Below are 17,912 nucleotides of genomic sequence, written 5' to 3' on the forward strand. Positions count from 1 at the left end.
TACAGGTCGATTAGAATTTCAATCCACGCACCCGCGAAGGGTGCGACTCCAGTTAATTTCCATGTTATTTCCTTTCTTTAATTTCAATCCACGCACCCGCGAAGGGTGCGACAAAACGCAACTCATGACCGTTTATCAAACAGAGATTTCAATCCACGCACCCGCGAAGGGTGCGACTTAGGGAATGATTTACTAGATGGCTCTTCAAAGTAATTTCAATCCACGCACCCGCGAAGGGTGCGACATGGAAACACTAACCTATACCTTAACCGACCGCCTAATTTCAATCCACGCACCCGCGAAGGGTGCGACCTACCACGAAAGAAAATAAAACGCTCAGAGAGCAATTTCAATCCACGCACCCGCGAAGGGTGCGACCCTTTGGAACAGGTATCACATCAGAAGAATCAAAATTTCAATCCACGCACCCGCGAAGGGTGCGACATCATGCTAAATCTAGTCATGCAATATCTAAAAATTTCAATCCACGCACCCGCGAAGGGTGCGACCAAACGTCCGGTTAACATTTATATGACAGCGTGGATTTCAATCCACGCACCCGCGAAGGGTGCGACCAGGACAAAAAATGAAAATAACTGCATTAACAATGATTTCAATCCACGCACCCGCGAAGGGTGCGACGAGTAGAGGTCTTAAATAAATCACTTGTCTTAAATATTTCAATCCACGCACCCGCGAAGGGTGCGACCAGGACAATTTACCGTCAACGATCTTAAACAAGCATTTCAATCCACGCACCCGCGAAGGGTGCGACGGTGTTACAGGCAGCATTCAGACACGTAACTATATTTCAATCCACGCACCCGCGAAGGGTGCGACTTTGGGAAATTGGAGTTCGACTAAAACATGTTAAAATTTCAATCCACGCACCCGCGAAGGGTGCGACGATATGTTATCCCAGCAGGTCATGATTACTACGAATTTCAATCCACGCACCCGCGAAGGGTGCGACTGATAAAAGATAACATAATCAAAAAGCAAACCTTATTTCAATCCACGCACCCGCGAAGGGTGCGACGGATTAGGCGTGATATTGAGGTAGATACCGACAAAATTTCAATCCACGCACCCGCGAAGGGTGCGACAACAACGATAAGCTCTGGGCGAAACTACTCAAAATTTCAATCCACGCACCCGCGAAGGGTGCGACGTTAATAAAGCTTTTATGTTGCATACCATAAAGATTTCAATCCACGCACCCGCGAAGGGTGCGACCTTTATTTTCCTTTCTGTCTTCATCCTCCCTAGTTATTTCAATCCACGCACCCGCGAAGGGTGCGACAGACGCACATACGCTTGTAAGTGGGGATTGCCTTATTTCAATCCACGCACCCGCGAAGGGTGCGACGTAATGTTGAGTACTTTGTAAAAATGCTAAAAAATATTTCAATCCACGCACCCGCGAAGGGTGCGACAGGTTTATATGGCGGTACTACTGCCGTAGGATATTTCAATCCACGCACCCGCGAAGGGTGCGACCGGTTGCTTTGGTTACTTGATAGCTTTCCACCAGAAATTTCAATCCACGCACCCGCGAAGGGTGCGACGCTGGTTTTTAGGAAAATTGAAAGTTAATAAGATCATTTCAATCCACGCACCCGCGAAGGGTGCGACTGGAGCACCTGAATATCAGTCTAATGATGATGTTATTTCAATCCACGCACCCGCGAAGGGTGCGACAGCGCAAGAAGACACTGTTTTGTATTATTTTATCAAATTCAAAAGTCCTTTTTCAAGGCATTTTTATTAAAAATCGCTCATTTCAAGCCGTTTTAGCAACGAACTTATGAGTTTTTACTGAGTAACTCAGGTTCGCACAACTATTTTTTATAAGAGTAAGACGCCTACATCAGGGTCATAACTATTATCGCGACCTATTGTCTCTATTCGATTTTGCCAATTTTTCCCCAGCAAATAGAAGCGAATACTGTCAGTTTCCATATCTATAATGTCCAGTAATGTTTCCTTAATGTCGACAAATTCAGCTGGTGTAACTGAGCATTCAAATACGGAATTTTGGACGCGCTGCCCATAATCTACGCACAACTTTGCTACATGACGCAGTCGTCTACGCCCTGCAGCTGTATTAGTATTAACATCATAGGTAACTAAAACCATCATAAACACCTCCTAGACCAAAAATGGCGGATAACTCTCTAGGTCGCCTCGAATAGCTTTCGCCAATAGCTGAGCTTGAACGTAAGGCAGCAGCATCAGTTTTACTTTTTCTTTAGTAAAAGGATGCACAACTTCTGTGTGCTTGCGTTTTTGCCATGCTTCAATGAATGTAGCACGACCTCTATCAGTTAGCAGAACACTGCCGTTTTCCTTAATCTCAAAATCTTTCTTACTCAACTGACTACGATTGATAAGTGAAAAGACAAAGCGATCAACAATATAAGCACGAAACTCTTCCACCAGATCCAGCGCGAGACTGGCTCGACCGGGACGATCCGTATGGAAAAAACCTACGTAGCTATCCAAACCAACAGCTTCCAAAGCGGATTGACATTCGTAGGTCAGCATACTGTAACCAAAAGACAAGAGAGCATTGACGCAGTCCAACGGTGGACGCCGTGAGCGTATCTTAAATGAAAAAGTTTCTTTATTAGTCAAGATAAAATCATTGAAAAGCCGGAAGTACTGATTAGCTGCCTGACCTTCAATTCCAAGCAAGGTCTCCTTATCTGGTGCAGCTTGAATTTGCTCCAATGCCCAAACCAGTTCCGTATTGACTTCTCCAAATAGCTGCCTATCGATACGGTCTTTGTGGTCACGTTTAAAGCGCAGAAGATACTTTCGCGAATTAGATACCTTAGCTAAAATAAAACGTTTGGCATACGTTAGCGACTCCTCATCGTCAGCTAAACGGTAGTGTTCCCGTCGTAACAATACATTGCCGTTAGTTGGTCCGACAAAACGGCCACAAAACTGACCTTGTGGGTTGTGAAATGACAGATTAATATGATGTTCCGCGCATAACTTTATCAAAGAAGGTGACGCACCTAGGTAAGAGAAACAAACAATACCTTCAATAATCCGATAGGGGAAACGTTGAACGACCTTTCCGTCCTTCTTGATAACGATATTATCCCGCTCTCGGGTCAGGTAAAAATCTTCCTGTGTCAAATATAAGGTATTCAGCAATTTTTTCATAAACTGTCCTCATCTTTCAAAGCTTGTGCGATATAATTATCCACATTTCGCCCTTTCTTGCTTAATCTCGGTAGGCAAATATGTACTAGAGAGCATAGTTGACAATTTTTAAAATATTCTGCCTTCGTCACATGCTTACCTTCGTAATAAGCGTGCATCTCCTTTGCTAAATCAAAGACTGCCTGCCTTAAGGTTGGCGTTATGTCAATTCTCTCTTTCTGATTCACCTTGTGATAATAAAGATAACCGACATCAATCCTACAATTCAATGTCTCTTCCAGGCAAATTGTCTGCGCTACCAGTTGAACAATATCACGCGTATCCTTTCTAGGCTGTCCGCGTTTATATTCAACAATAGTAGGACGCCATTTCCCACGTCTCCCCTTAAGTTCTACTCCTGCTGCATCCTTGTAAAATTCCACCACATCTAAAATACCGTAAAGTCCCAGCTTAGAAGAGGAAACGTGCATAGCTCGTGAAATAATCACATCTTTGCGCTTTTCTTTAATGTAAGGATTGTCAGCTTTTTTATGCAAAACTTGTCCATGTGCTGTGGCCTCATTATCTTCCCATTGTTGATCAATATGAATTAATCCCCACTGACGCTTACAAAACTGAAAATGTTGAATACCTGATAACATCAAATAATCTTCTTCGGAATAGACCATATTACAGTCCTTCTAAAATATCAACTGTCAAACCTTTCGCTTTATATTCTTCTAATTTTTCTTGATTAAGCATAATATCATAATCTTCATAGCTATTTTTGTCTGGATTTACTTTATCAAATTCTAACAGATCAAAGACACGTCCACTTGAAACGTTACCCAATTTGCTGGCATGAGTAAACCAGAAGACCTCACGCACACGCATGGAACCCTCAGGGCGGGCTGATGAAGCGTCATTTTCAAATAGACTAATTAGTGCCTCCTTAAGCACTTCTGCGTCTTCTTGTCTAAAACCTGTTTTTTCAGCAAAATAAGCGTTGATAGAACCTCTAACGACATAAATGCCGTAGTCGACAAAATGCTTGGTGCCCATGGTGTCAGACGAACGACCACTATTATTTTTAGATTCCATACCATTGGTGCTACGCGTAATTTGTAGGCTGGAAATCACGATAGGTTCCAGAGATTTAGCCATGCTAATAGAAACTGGACCACGTACCCCAATAGATTTTTTCAGATAAGTAAAAACTTGTCCAAAACTACGTACGTCAAGCCACATTTGATTAGCCTTCTCTTCAATCTCATCATTTGGTGTTTTAGTTGTAAAATGCTGAGAAAAACGTTTTTCAAGGGATTTGAACTCGTCTTCAATACGATCATTAGCTTGAACAAAAATAGAATGTCCCATATCTTGCATACGATTACGAATTTTACGTTTAATGGCGACATCACTCATCAGACCGTAACCTTTAGCATCTGTTCGTGGCATATTCCCTGATAAGGGATCGCCATTGGCATTCGCCTCACGTACCTCGAGGGTTACCATAAAATCAATTTTATTTTCTAACATCTGCTATTCCTCGCTTCCCATGTTTGCTTTTGATGTATAATAATATTTCTTTTCAGCATAATAGCCAAATATAAACTTGTAATCTAAGGCATCTGTAAATTCTTTCGCTGAAAAAGCTGGCGTTAGCAATTCAATAACTTCCGCACGCTCTTTATCTAATTTCTTCCAAAGACCTGGGCGATTTAACTTTAGAACTTCCTCATAAGGCTTCACTTTATTTTCCAAAAGTGTCATCATTTTCGCAGGTTGTCCTGTGTAAGCAGTCCAATAACGTTCCGCATTTGTAATGCGGTCCTGATTACCTTCTAAAGCATAGCGCTGCGTTTCAATCAACTCATAAATAGCAAGTAAACGTCCAAATAAATAGGAACGGTTACTATATTTGTGGTCCAACATAGGGGTAAACTCCTCTCCATTTTGTTTGTGCAAGATAGCCAGTGCCACCTGTTGAATCTGATACCAGTGTCTAGGGTACCTCTGCCGGTGTTTCAGATTACTTTCTAATTTCTTGACTAGATGAATGGGCACCGAATGCCCATCTAACAAAGCCGTGACAAGTTGCTGATACTGGTCACTTCGGAAGCTATCGTTGTCCAATTCCAGATAACGTTCTCTATCCGTTCCGTAAGCTGCTAAAATCATATCATTCAAACTTGGTGTTTTTATAACAAAGTTATTGCCCTGCTTTCTGCTTTCCCAACTGTAATTGTGCTGCCATCTTTCTAAATGTTGCAACAGTTCTGAAACCTGAAGGTGACGAAAATATTTCAGAGCAATTCGTCCATCATTAGTCTTATTTAAAATAGCTGCGTAATAGGTTGAAGCGTCACTAAATGTCTTCTTTCCGTGAATAAAGGACTGGTTAATCTCACGATTGGTCTTATCAATTGAAAAAACAGGTGTCTCTGTCTCATAAACATCAGGCAGCATGTTGTCCCAGTTGAAAACATCACTTTCTACAGACTTCGTCACATCAAGCTGACTGTCATTGGCTATATCATCACTAAACCAATTGATCATCTGCTGTGTTCCTCCCAACCAAACATGAGTTTGGTCATTTTCCAGCAAATATTTCGCCATCAGGTGAATCTTCTCAGAAGTCTGGGTGCCAACGGTAAAGACATCATCGCGCTCTCTAAAGCGACCTTTGTAGGTTTCGTTATTGTTACTAACCGAAATCAGTTTAGCATTTCCAATCAAGCCGCGATGCTTGGTTGCAAGAGTTTCTTTTCGTCCACTAATATTACAGATAATTTTATCGTCGTGATGACTTTCAACGTAAGCGATAAAGGCTTGGTGCAAGGCTTGATAATTAGTAACAGAGACTGTCCGATTACCAATAAAATGATCAATCTTAAATTCCAAAAAACACGTCGACAAATCAACTGTCTTTTCCTTATTGTCTGTCCCAACAGAGGTAACTTTCAAGCCTTCTCTTGTATAAGATTGACCATACAACGATTGACAAATCTGGGACAAAAATTCAGGTTGTAAGATAAATCTTTGGATAAGGCTCAGATAATCTTTGACTTGCTCATCGCGACAAGCGGCACGCCAGTTTTCCAATTGATTATGGTAAGCATCATACTGATCTTGGTTTATTTCGGACACGTAATAGCTGAGTTTATCAACCAGAGGATGGGAGGCAGGATTCTTACCAGAACGTGCCACCGAATTAGATGTGACAGGAAAAATAATCGTTTCTTCTTTCCCTATATAATCGGCTTTAATAAACTTCCCCTCATTATCGAGAACAACTGAAATGATATTTTTTCCATTCGATTTAAGACTGGTATGATAAATTGGTAGCAATATCGTTCCCTTGCTAGCATTATCAACCCAACTCTCAGTTTCCGCATTTTCATAGGTTTTGAGTAGCGAGGTAAAGAAATCCATCAGTGACCTCCTTTTTCCTTAGCTTCATCAGCTAGGTAACTATCATATTCTTCATCAACAGACTTGACTTGTCCTGGCGTCTTAAAGGCATAACTGGACAAGGTATTCATGATTTCACAATCTTCTTGCTCCTTAAAATGAACGATGCCATTTTCCATGACTGTCTGAGTGAAATAGGACCGTAGTGGTGTTTTCTTATCGGTTGGATAAGCAAACGAATGAAACATAATACCGAAATCAATGGTCTGACCTTGATAAGAAGAAATGGCCGCGTCATACTCTTCTTGACTAATCTCGTCGACTCGTCCGTAGCATTCTCGTGTCCCCAAAAAAACATCCCTGCGTCCCCCTTTTTTTAAAGACCGCGACATAATAGCTTCATGCTTTTTAGGTAAACGATCTTGCTCAAGATCGGAACGATTGCTATTCCACGTAAAATGAAACTTAATCAAGTATTCCACATCACTCAGATAAGAAACATAACTCAGATCCGCTCCGTAGTCAGCAAGCAACGCACGAACCCCATGCAATTCCGTCTGAATTTGATTAATCACTTTAACCTCTGTCACCACATTAACGATAGTTGGTTTATAGTATACAGCATCAACCACACCCTGCAGCGCCTGACGAGTAGGAATCAGGTAAGAGCTACGCTCTCCCCCACCCTTGGTTGCAGGGTTGGTGAACAACGCCAGATCTCCTCTCACACGCATGTAAAAATTTCGTGAACGATACAAATTGGATACCTCCTTAGTTTGATAGAGACATTTAGAAAAGACAATAATGTCAACGACAAAAAGAATTTGGGAAGAGAATCGTGCTAAACTCTTCTCTTCCGTTCTCTTTTTTTCTTCACTGATTGAGAGCGATAGACTTTCAAAAATGTCGCTGATGCCATAATGATTGCTGGCATTTTATCAATTAGCTTACTCAACAGTTGAAAAAGATAGTCGTCGATAAGATCTTACCTCCTCTATATTAATAAAACATGTCGCACAATCTATGTGCTTTTTAACATCTCAATGTTCTTATACGATACACCTAGCTCACAAAAGGCTACTTGTTAGATTCCTAATATCACATCTTAACTCTTAATCATAATCTCCTCTCAGCCAATTGAGTAAGGCTTTAGCTGTGACAATAAGAAGCATGATAGAACCTAGTGACATTACCATAAGAAATAGGAAGAATAATAATTTTATTACAATTGATAGCATTGACGTCCCTTTCTATCTAGTTAAAGCTCCATTTTAGTTGAAACGAATACTCTTTAACTAACAAATACCTTTAGTATCAAAGAAGTTCTAATGACACAATACTATTATATCACTTCTTAAATTATTATGAACTTCAGAATTGGAAGTATGCATATTTCGATAGATTATCATTGTCTCTCTCTGAGATGTTTTTGGTAATCAAGTGACTAACTTCATTTTAGAGGGGTCATTATTGTGGTATACTAGCCTTATCATAACTATTGGTTATGTGGATTGAAATAGAATGGGATGGATGCCCTTTCGTAACAGCAGCTAGCTTTTTTCTCTTAAAAGATAAAGCTAGCTGCTTCTTTTTTTACCCCAATGACTTCGTCATAATACTCCTCTTGTAAAATCAATACTTCTCCATCTAAATAAGATTTGGTTGCAGCTAATAGCTCGTCGCCATTTCTAAGGTTGACAGTATAGGTCTGCAATTCCTTGAGAAGTTGCTTGATACGAAACCATTCTTCATTTGTTGGATAATCTGTGCTACTTAAAATATCTTCTAAAACTGGTATTGTCTCTTTGGCTTTACCATAACTTACCAAAACACTGACGCTATCATCTTTAATGAGATTAATCTTATGGCCAGCTGTCTTAAACGACTGACACAGCATCGCTTGTGTTTTACCACCAGAAAACGTATTGCAACTGAGATAATCGTAACCTGTTTCGTTATCTCCGATAGGATAATCCATATCATTCTTATGATCGGCATAATATGTTTCAAAAAAGCAATCGTTGAGCGATACAAGGTCAATTGGGGAATGATACTGCTTCATAATAGCTTCAGTCACATCTTTCTTATGCTTGATTTCCTTCAGACGCGACAAGCTTTCTTCATTTTCGGTCAGATTAACCAAAGTGACACGCCCTTTATGACGTTTACCTTCACGATTACAACGACCACTAGCTTGCACGATGGAATCAATCCCTGCATAAGATCGCACAACTTGTTCAAAATCAACATCAACCCCTGCCTCGATTAACTGAGTGCTGACACAAATCACAGGCACCCCCTCTTTGAGTAGTTCTTTGATTTTCTTAATCAAGTCCAGACGGTGCTGAGGACACATGTTAGTTGAGAGTTGGTATAGTGGACGATCAACTTGATTTTCCAGAATCCGGTAAAGGTTATCCACGGATTTTTTAGTATTAAGAATAATCAAGCTTGATTTGTCCTCACTCAATACAAAATCAGCAACGTCAGTGAGACTGGTTTTACCATCAGTGTCATCAAATTTCCAAAGTTCTGTCCGTGTAAATCCTTCCAATTCTTCCGCTGACAATGTGACAATATCTGCCTCATTTGCATAAGAAAGCCGGTGTTTAACCTCATCAGATCCGTATGTAGGTTGCGTTGCTGTACACAAAACAATCGTTGCGTTCATCACTTGACTGAGAAAATTAAGAGTTAAGTTAAAGAGCGTAGTCACCTCAATTGGCAAGGATTGGACTTCATCCAAAATAATAATACTATCAATCAAACTAGAAAAGCGACGGATATTGCTAGACTTGGTCTTAACAAGCGTTTGAAAAAACTGTACCATGGATGTTAAAACAACAGGACTATCCCAGCTATCTAAAAGATAATCAGCCAATAGCGCTGCTTTTTCATCACCTTGCTCCTCTTTGGCGGTGCTTTCTTTCACAACGTTAGAGTGGTGTTCAAGCACCCCTTCTTCACCTATGACGCCTTTTATCGCGCTAGCATTTTGCTCCAAAACGGATAAGAATGGTGTAATGTAGAAGAAACGCTGCTTGCCTTGCTTTGTCATCTGTTGTGTCGCATAGCGCAAGCTAAGATTAGTTTTTCCTGCACCTGTCGGCAAATTGAGGCGGTAAACACCTGTCGTATCCGTAGCACCACGTGCCTTTACACGATCCGCAATAGCAGTACGAATACGATTTAGAGGTGTCTTAGGTTGCCCAAAACTAGCATACAAGTCTTCAACTGATTGCTGATAACCTTGAATGAGTTTTCGTTTTTTAGTCAAACTAGGCGGTTCGAGAATGAAATCGTAGGCGTTAATGGTGTCTAAAATATCCGCGTTTTTAAGCAAGGACAGGTACAATCTCACTATGCAGCCTGCATAAAAAGCTTCCTCACTCTTATCTCTAGGTGACAATTTTTCCCACAATAATTGAAAATTATTCCAAGCTTGCTCCAGTAGATCTCGCAAATAAGGATACCCATAATCGGATAAAGACGTTTCCAACTCCTCTGCATACTGGAGAACATCTGGGTTAAAAGCGTAATTTTCTCGCGTTTGCATTATCCGCTGAAAAGTTTTATTATAACGAAAACTTTGAGCGCTCTGACCATCGTCAAATGGGATATCATACATGCCATGATGGGCAGCGATAACATAAGTTACGATGTCTCTAAAAAAGCAGCGTTTTTTATCAGCGAATGCTTCTTTCGGAAAACTCTGAACCATCATACCATAGAGATACTTGGCACCTGCATAAGAATGGTCTACCTGCAAGTTAGGTTTCTGACAAAGCTTAGTTTGAAACAAAGGATCAGACTTGCCTAGGTCATGGTACAAGCCTAAAAGAAAGAGGATATCCCCTTGTCCAATTGATGAAGCACTTTGTCTAGCATCAACGGCCACGTTGAAAGAATGTTCCTTCAATGTCTGTTTTTGATTCATTTCTTGATTGTAATGTGCCCACATATTCCTTATCCTCACGGTTAAAAATATTACCAATATTGTACAATAAAAACGCTTTCATTTCTAGCTCCAATTTATAAAATTAAGCTAGACAAAAAAACAACGCACGTTATAGTCTCTTGAATTAAGGTTGAGACATCGTCACTTTCGCCTGGCCCTACTCAAGTGCTGCCCTCCTCTCAGCTCTTTATCTCGAAGTTAATCATTCGACTATATGTCCCAAGACACTAAGAAGAGAATCATCAAAAATATCAAAGCTATGGGGAGTTAGAACCTAATCTAGTTCATTTCTGTGAACTATTAACTGAAGTAGAAAACATCAACTACTCTGATACGACGGTTAGAAAACTGCTCTATCAAGCTGGACACTTATCGCCAAAAATGCAACGAAAAACGAAGCGACGCTTGACAAATAGTAGAAAAAACACCCCAAACATTAGATATCGCGTCTAATGTTTGGGGCATGTCACTCTCAAGTTTATTGATCACTTCAAACCATAAGAAGACAACATTACCTCTTCTTATTTTATCTTAAAATAGGGAGTCGTCTTCTAACTCGTCCTCTTCTTGGCATCGCTCTTCTTCTGTTTTTGACGGTACTTCCTCTACCTTAGCATTGGGATCTGGCTTAAAAATATTGAATACTTTAACTAAAGCGATAGCTTTAATAATCGAAAAAGCAAGTAGAATGAGAGCAATAATTTGAATAGATGACATGTTTCTCATAACCTTTCTGCCTGTTCTTTTTGACAATTACCACAAATACCGTAAATCATAAATTGACTCTTCGTAATTTCATAACCTGTTTGAAAGGCCGCCTCTCGAGCAATCTCTGGCAATTCGATTTCCAAATCACTAATTTTCCCACAAATCTCACAAATAACATTAATATGATCATGTCCCTTATAATCAAAATAAGTGGTTTGATCATTAGTCACTTTTATCTCTGATACAAAACCCTCATCGACCAAGACGTGGAGATTATTATAAACAGTCGCCAGACTGAGATTGGGATAACGGAGACTCAAATCCTTATAAATCTGCTCAGCACTAGGATGGTGATTGGCAGCAATCATATACGCTAAAATCGCTTTTCTAGACTCAGTAATGCGACTATGTTTTTTACGAAAATGCGCTAGAACAGCCTGATATTCTGCTTCTAACTCTTCAGTTAAGTCAATCATTACCTTTACCTTTCACCTTATCATTTTTACTATATGTTGTTGCTTCGTAACAGGAAACATTATCGTTTAGTGGTCTTTCCTCAGAAAATAAAATCCGACCAAACTGTAGGCAATGATCATGATAACCATTAACAGATGAACTAGCAGTGAACCTAAGTCATCCTTCTTTTTTATAGAGAAAAGATTGTCTACTGTGCCATCAAATAAGCCTATATCACTATCATCTCTCATAGTGGTTTTTCTAGCTTCTGCTGAATGTTGCGATTTGTCATTTGTCATTGTCTCTAATTCAGATTGATCAAAGGAAGCATCATTCCCCTCCTCTGAAGAATAAACCGAACCACTAAAGCGTTCTAAAACTTTTTGAGCTATTTTGACTGACACATCTAAATTATTCGAAGTAGAGACTACAGGAACACTTGTTACGTAAAACCATCGGCCTTGCCTTTGACTACTATTATCTTCAGAAATAGAAAGTCCAACTGGTATTATCATTGAAGTCTTTTCTTCCAAAGCAGGAGACTCGATGGCTTCCATTTCTTCCTCTGAACGGCTATCCGTCTCATCAGCATCGTCACTATCTGCTACAGCATCTAAATGAAGATAACTAGCAGGAATGAATCCCTCGCCACTATCAAAATCATCACTATTATTAACAGAGTCATTTTCCGCAAGAGTACTGGGTAACTCTGGTAAAACAGGAGGATCGCCATCAATCAAGCCATCACTAGATGAGGAGGCTTCAGATCCGTCATTGGGATCTTGCGGAGACTGAGAATCCTCTACTTCGTCTGTAGTTATTGGGTACTCAGGATCATTATCCGGAAGAGTACTAGGTAATTCTGGTGAAACAGGAGGATCGCTATCAATCAAAGCATCATCACTAGGTGTGGAGACTTCAGATCCGTCGTTGGGATCTTGCGGAGACTGAGGATCCTCTACTTCGGCTTCATCAATTGGTAGATCAGTTTTATCATCTTTATCATCCAAGGATGTATCGGGGTGAGATGGTGAAATAGGAGACTCATTAGTAACAAAGCCATCGTCTCTAGGTGTGGAGACTTCTGAACCATCGTTGGGATCTTGCGGAGACTGAGAATCCTCTACATCGTCTGTAGTTATTGGGTACTCAGGATCATTATCCGGAAGAGTACTAGGTAACTCTGGTGAACGAGGAGGATCGCCATCAATCAAGGCATCGTCTCTAGGTGAGGGATCTTCAGGTTGGTCGATAGGATCCTGCGGAGACTGAGAATCCTCTACTTCGGCTTCATCAATTGGTAGATCAGTTTTATCATCCAAGGATGTATCGGGGTGAGATGGTGAAACAGGAGGATCGCCATCAATCAAGCCATCATCACTAGGTGTGGAGAATTCAGATCCGTCGTTGGGATCTTGCGGAGACTGAGGATCCTCTACATCGTCTGTAGTTATCGGGTGCTCAGGAACATTATCCGGAAGAGTACTAGGTAACTCTGGTGAACGAGGAGGGTCGCCATCAATCAAGCCATCGTCTCTAGGTGAGAGATCTTCAGGTTGGTCGATAGGATCCTGCGGAGACTGAGAATCCTCTACTTCGGCTTCATCAATTGGTAGATCTATTTCATCTTTATCATCCGAGAGTGTATCGGGATGCTCTGGTGAAACAGGAGGATCGCCATCAATCAAGCCATCATCACTAGGTGTGGAGAATTCAGATCCGTCGTCGGGATCCTGCGGAGACTGAGGATCCTCTGCGTCGCCAGCATCCTTTAGATTTTCGTCTTCTGATAAGTCAGGAAGATTGTCCGAAAGTAATGGCGGTAAGATAGTCAAACCATACTCATTTTGAGCACTTTGACCATCAGAATCATTGACAGAAATCCGCACGCGATAATCCCCAGGATTACGGAATTGTACTGAAGTCGTGCCACCTTCTAGACTAGTAATTTCACCTGTGGATAGATTTTCATACGATAAGGTTTCAAGACGTGTTGTGTAGCTATCACTATTTGAAAAATCATCTTCCTTATCAAAGATTGTGACTGCCGACAATAAATCAACAACCTCATCAACTTTTGCCGTAACTGTTTTCGTAGCAATGCCAATAGTAGGTGCCGTATTTATAATCCAATCACTAACAGTAGCATACAACTTTTCTGAATACGTAGCTGTCACTGTATATAAACCTTTTTGAAAAACGGAGATTTGCTCTTTCGTCACTGGAACATAAAGGGCAATTGAGCCATTCTCCCTTTGAATAGATTTAACAACAAATGTGCTATTTCCCATTTGAGACTGATGCACATAAGGCTGCCCTCGCCAGGTGTCTGTGACCTCATCATAAGTGATTAGCAGGTCATGTCTATTATCCTTTTCAACCAATGTACCGTCAGTTTCAGAATAATAGCTAGCGCCTGAAAACTCAAGAACAATGGCTTTGACATTTGGCGAAATTAATAAAGGAATATCAGATCTAGTTGTTGAAATTGGAAAATTAGCTAATGCTATTTTTGTGGGATCACTAGCAGCTTTTTGATCAAAACCAACCGCGTCCCACAAATCAAATTGGCTTACTTCTTTATCCGTTATCGTTTTTGTATCTTGAGTAGAAGATTCACTTACTAAGTCTGAAGCATTACTTGTTTCAGCAGTATGTTCAGATAATGTTTGATCAGCTAATGAGCTCTTATCATCACTCCAAATCTTCTCATCAGCGGTCGACTCAATGGTGTTTTCTACCATTTTAGAAGCATCTTGATTGGTATCGTTCTCAAGACGGCGTTCTTCTGAATTATTTGGAATTGCCGTCTCACTCATTACAGAAACAACAGATTCATCTGACCCTGTTAACTCATCTGCATACCCTTGCCCCGATACCATTCCCGCTGAAAGAGCTGCCATCGTAAATAATGCAGCAAGGCTCCGAGTGGTTCTATATTCTCCAAAACATAACGGCAACACAAAATTGGAACGAGACTTTTCTCCCTCCATACAACCGTCTACCTCCTGCTTATTTCGTTTGTCAGCCAATAAATTGCGCTTCTCTCTTCTTTAGTCTCATCATTATAACGTATTTTCTCCAAAAATACTAAGGAAACAGTCCAAGACCGCGCCTTCTTTCAACCAAATAGTTAAAGCAATTAAACTCTTTAGATGATAACAAAAAAGAAGGCAATAGTCTATCTTTTCACAACAAAAAATCAATAGCTCAATTCAGACCAATTCACTCCATCTGGCTTCATAAAAAAGCAGATAAGTAGCTTTAAAAGCAATGAAGAAAAATCTTATCAGCCGTATCTTTCACCATACCTTGATCTGTCTAGCTGAACACAATATCTCTTTAACAGCTCTTATGAACCATGAGATCCCAACATGGGTGCTAAGACCTCAACACCAATCTATACCCACATCACTAAAAAACTCAATGTAAAAGTAGCTGAAAAACTGAAAAAAATGATTTCATGCCCTCTAAACATAGAAAAAGCCTATTGCACAATGTAGAAACGTTGATGCAATAGACTTTTTACTGCTAAATTATTTTACAGCGTCTTTAAGTGCTTTACCAGCTTTGAATGCTGGAACTTTTGAAGCTGCGATTGAGATTTCTTCACCAGTTTGTGGGTTGCGGCCTTTACGAGCTGCGCGTTCACGAACTTCAAAGTTACCAAAACCGATAAGTTGTACTTTATCACCTTTTGCAAGGAATCCTTCGATTGCTTCGAACACTGCATCAACTGCTGCAGCTGAATCTTTCTTAGTCAATTCTGTTGCTTCAGCAACCTTTGCGATCAAATCTTGTTTATTTGCCATTTTGAACAAATCCTCCATAAATTTTAAGCTTAATGCTTATTAACAGTCTCTATCATATCGGAAAAACCTTATAAGGTCAAGTAATTAACGCTCTTATGGCTGTTATTTTCCCATTTTTCATACCTTTACGGCTCTTTAAATAAATCAAAACTTATTCGGTCATTTGCTAAGTCAAACTCTGTTGCTTTGGCATAAAGACCATTTGACAATTTAATATCTTTCAATGACAAAATGATTTCAGATTTCTTCGGTTTTATCGCAAGAAATTTAGGAATATCATAAGCATTTGAAATATAACTCAAGATTTCCTTCTTTGGTAAGGTTAGGGTACCAGCAGAAACGGAGGTTACTTCTAGTTGGACATCACCATTCTTTAAAACGTAGGGTGCAAAGTAAACGTAAAGCGGGATTTCATAACCTAGTAATCGATAAGAACCTTGAAAAAGAACTTGACTTGAAGTCGTGTAAAATTCATACTTCAGCCCCTTGGTTTGATAATCTTCCAAAAAGGCTGCTGCTGTATTATTCAACTCTTCTCTTGTCGTGACAAAAGTGCCAGCTTTTATTGCTGTTTCCTTGTCTTTTGATTCTGATTGTTGACTAATTTTTTGCTCACGAGGTTGGATTACTCTGTAACCAACAACCCCCACAAAGGCCAGGTTCATCGCCAATAAAATCAGGAAGAGATACTTCCATAAACTAAGCTCATTTTTTTTCATGTGTCTGACTTATCCTTTCCATGATAGCATCTGCCATGATACTATAGCCAGTATTGTTGGGATGAAAGTGATCTTCTGTAAAGAGAGCATCATTGACAACCGTTGTTTGATCACCTGATACTGAAACAACACCTTCTTTTCCATCAACCCCTTTATATAATTGATCATTAATACCGACGAAATAAACCTTATCATACTCGGCTGTTAGTTTTTTGGTTCCAAGATTCCACTGATCAACAATATCTTGCATTTGGGTCATTTCAGGAAAGTTGAGGTAAAAAGGATTATAGATACCAACAACATAAATGGGTAAGTCTGGATTCTCTTTCCTAGCTAAATCAATAATCTGTCTAAGATTTTTTTTGTAAGTCTTTGAACCAGCTGTAAAGCTCCCCTCATTGAGATGATCCAAATTCTCTCGAATCACTTTCATAACATCATTGCCACCAACTGTCAAAGTCATGAGATTAGCAGTTTTTAAATTTTGTTGAATCGCCTTTTGTTTCTTCATACGATTCAAAATCTGACGACTGGTATTCCCTGAAATCCCATAGTTACTAGTGACCGTTCGATAGCGGTAAGTCTCATCCAGACGTTTGGCTAAGAGAGGTACAAAGCCGCCTTGATTAGTTGTATCACCAACACCTTGTGTCAGTGAGTCCCCAATAGCCAACAAATGGAATTTTTCCTGCTTTTCCTTTAAAAAATCCGACTTCTTCAGTTGGGCATTTGAAGCTGGAAACAAGAACCAAAAAATAAGGGTAAACACTAAAAGACTTGCCAAAAATACAGCAAGTCCACTTTTAATCGTCTTAGTCATAACGCACTAACACCGCAAAAGCATCCTCACCCGTGTGAGTTTGGATAATGGATCCGGTCTCTAAAACAGAGATTTCTTGGTTGACAAAAGCTTGTAATTTTTCTTTCAATGCTAGAGCAAAATCTTTCTTTCCTGCATAGGAAATACCAATTTCTGCGATCGGATGACCCTCAACACTAGCTAGAAAACTATCCAACCACTTTGTAAAGGTTTTAGCACCGCGTCCTTTAACAATTGGAACAAGCTCATGATTTGTCATTTCCATGACAACACGGATATTTAACAAAGAACTCAAAAGGCCTGTCACACGTCCAATACGGCCACCTTTCACTAGATTTTCCAAAGTTGACACACCAATATAAAGTTCCGTTTTCTGGCGAACCTGTTCGATGCCAGCTAGAATTGTCTCCAAACTAGCTCCTTCTTTCGCAAGTTTAGCCGCTTCAACAACTTGAAATGCCATGGCTTGATCAGTAAAGCTAGAATCAATAACGGTTGCATCAACACCAGCAATAGTTGCTCCTTGTCGAGAGGCCTCTACAGTTCCAGATAAAGAGTGAGATAAATGGATAGATACAATGTGATCAGCACCTTCTGCTACCAAACCTTCATAAACCTCCGCAAAGAGTCCTACTGGTGGTTGGCTTGTTTTGGGCAATGCCTTCCCAGACTTCATCAATGAAAGAAACTTTCCTTCTTCTTTTAAGTCAGCATCTGAGAAAACTTCACCATCAATCATTACAGAAAGTGGAACAACAGTAATATCCAATGCTTCTACAACGCTTTGTTCTATTGTAATAGAGGAATCTGTTACGATTTTTATCTTACTCATGTCAAAACCTGTTCTAATCTTATTTTCGTTATTCTGT

The 17,912-nt window shown here is 40.1% G+C and carries 14 protein-coding genes, 1 pseudogene and 1 CRISPR repeat array (1 of these 16 cut by a window edge); of the genes and pseudogenes, 1 reads left to right on the forward strand and 14 read right to left on the reverse strand.

Annotated features, from left to right (window positions below):
- Positions 1 to 1,701: direct repeats of the CRISPR family, unit length 32 nt; unit sequence ATTTCAATCCACGCACCCGCGAAGGGTGCGAC; it begins 314 nt to the left of the window's first position.
- Between the two features lie 147 nt (positions 1,702 to 1,848).
- The 7 genes from cas2 to A2G56_RS04395 form a co-directional block, all read right to left on the reverse strand.
- Positions 1,849 to 2,142, reverse strand: coding sequence for a CRISPR-associated endonuclease Cas2 (gene cas2 / locus A2G56_RS04365; protein ID WP_062709578.1), 294 nt, complete (start codon positions 2,140 to 2,142; stop codon positions 1,849 to 1,851).
- A gap of 9 nt (positions 2,143 to 2,151) precedes the next feature.
- A complete protein-coding gene (gene cas1c / locus A2G56_RS04370; protein ID WP_062709580.1) occupies positions 2,152 to 3,177 on the reverse strand; it encodes a type I-C CRISPR-associated endonuclease Cas1c in 1,026 nt (341 codons plus the stop codon).
- Complete coding sequence (cas4, locus tag A2G56_RS04375; RefSeq protein ID WP_062709583.1) at positions 3,174 to 3,845, reverse strand: CRISPR-associated protein Cas4; 672 nt, start codon at positions 3,843 to 3,845, stop codon at positions 3,174 to 3,176. Before cas4 ends, cas1c begins: the two co-directional genes overlap by 4 nt.
- Before the next feature lies 1 nt (position 3,846).
- Positions 3,847 to 4,695 (reverse strand): type I-C CRISPR-associated protein Cas7/Csd2, encoded by an 849-nt coding sequence (gene cas7c, locus A2G56_RS04380; RefSeq protein ID WP_062709586.1) that lies wholly within the window; start codon positions 4,693 to 4,695, stop codon positions 3,847 to 3,849.
- 3 nt (positions 4,696 to 4,698) lie between these two features.
- Positions 4,699 to 6,591, reverse strand: coding sequence for a type I-C CRISPR-associated protein Cas8c/Csd1 (gene cas8c, locus A2G56_RS04385; protein WP_062709589.1), 1,893 nt, complete (start codon positions 6,589 to 6,591; stop codon positions 4,699 to 4,701).
- Positions 6,591 to 7,328, reverse strand: coding sequence for a type I-C CRISPR-associated protein Cas5c (gene cas5c / locus A2G56_RS04390; protein WP_062709592.1), 738 nt, complete (start codon positions 7,326 to 7,328; stop codon positions 6,591 to 6,593). Before cas5c ends, cas8c begins: the two co-directional genes overlap by 1 nt.
- Positions 7,329 to 8,134: 806 nt before the next feature.
- Positions 8,135 to 10,531, reverse strand: coding sequence for a CRISPR-associated helicase/endonuclease Cas3 (locus A2G56_RS04395; protein ID WP_062709594.1), 2,397 nt, complete (start codon positions 10,529 to 10,531; stop codon positions 8,135 to 8,137).
- A 211-nt stretch (positions 10,532 to 10,742) separates the two neighbouring features.
- Here A2G56_RS04395 and A2G56_RS10190 point away from each other — a divergent pair.
- Positions 10,743 to 10,951: pseudogene (locus A2G56_RS10190) on the forward strand (ISNCY family transposase); the annotation flags it as partial.
- Between the two features lie 108 nt (positions 10,952 to 11,059).
- On the opposite strand, the gene A2G56_RS04400 reads toward A2G56_RS10190, so the two are convergent.
- The 7 genes from A2G56_RS04400 to A2G56_RS04430 all read right to left on the reverse strand — a co-directional run bounded on the left by A2G56_RS04400 (position 11,060) and on the right by A2G56_RS04430 (position 17,875).
- Positions 11,060 to 11,245: a hypothetical protein gene (locus tag A2G56_RS04400; protein ID WP_157761194.1), complete on the reverse strand. Its 186-nt coding sequence runs from the start codon at positions 11,243 to 11,245 to the stop codon at positions 11,060 to 11,062.
- 5 nt (positions 11,246 to 11,250) lie between these two features.
- Positions 11,251 to 11,712: a Fur family transcriptional regulator gene (locus A2G56_RS04405; RefSeq protein ID WP_062709600.1), complete on the reverse strand. Its 462-nt coding sequence runs from the start codon at positions 11,710 to 11,712 to the stop codon at positions 11,251 to 11,253.
- A 66-nt stretch (positions 11,713 to 11,778) separates the two neighbouring features.
- A complete protein-coding gene (locus A2G56_RS04410) occupies positions 11,779 to 14,595 on the reverse strand; it encodes a hypothetical protein (protein WP_172793783.1) in 2,817 nt (938 codons plus the stop codon).
- A 633-nt stretch (positions 14,596 to 15,228) separates the two neighbouring features.
- The gene (locus A2G56_RS04415; protein WP_017769711.1) at positions 15,229 to 15,504 is read right to left on the reverse strand and encodes an HU family DNA-binding protein; all 276 of its coding nucleotides are present in this window, start codon (positions 15,502 to 15,504) and stop codon (positions 15,229 to 15,231) included.
- 125 nt (positions 15,505 to 15,629) lie between these two features.
- Positions 15,630 to 16,223 (reverse strand): YpmS family protein, encoded by a 594-nt coding sequence (locus tag A2G56_RS04420; protein ID WP_062709606.1) that lies wholly within the window; start codon positions 16,221 to 16,223, stop codon positions 15,630 to 15,632.
- Positions 16,210 to 17,043: an SGNH/GDSL hydrolase family protein gene (locus A2G56_RS04425; RefSeq protein WP_062709609.1), complete on the reverse strand. Its 834-nt coding sequence runs from the start codon at positions 17,041 to 17,043 to the stop codon at positions 16,210 to 16,212. The genes A2G56_RS04420 and A2G56_RS04425 overlap by 14 nt, the downstream gene beginning before the upstream one ends.
- Positions 17,036 to 17,875, reverse strand: a complete 840-nt coding sequence (locus A2G56_RS04430) for a DegV family protein (RefSeq protein ID WP_062709611.1) — start codon at positions 17,873 to 17,875, stop codon at positions 17,036 to 17,038. Before A2G56_RS04430 ends, A2G56_RS04425 begins: the two co-directional genes overlap by 8 nt.
- Positions 17,876 to 17,912 lie beyond the last annotated feature (37 nt).

It is taken from the genome of Streptococcus halotolerans (genome assembly GCF_001598035.1).
Classification (GTDB): Bacteria; Bacillota; Bacilli; order Lactobacillales; family Streptococcaceae; genus Streptococcus; species Streptococcus halotolerans.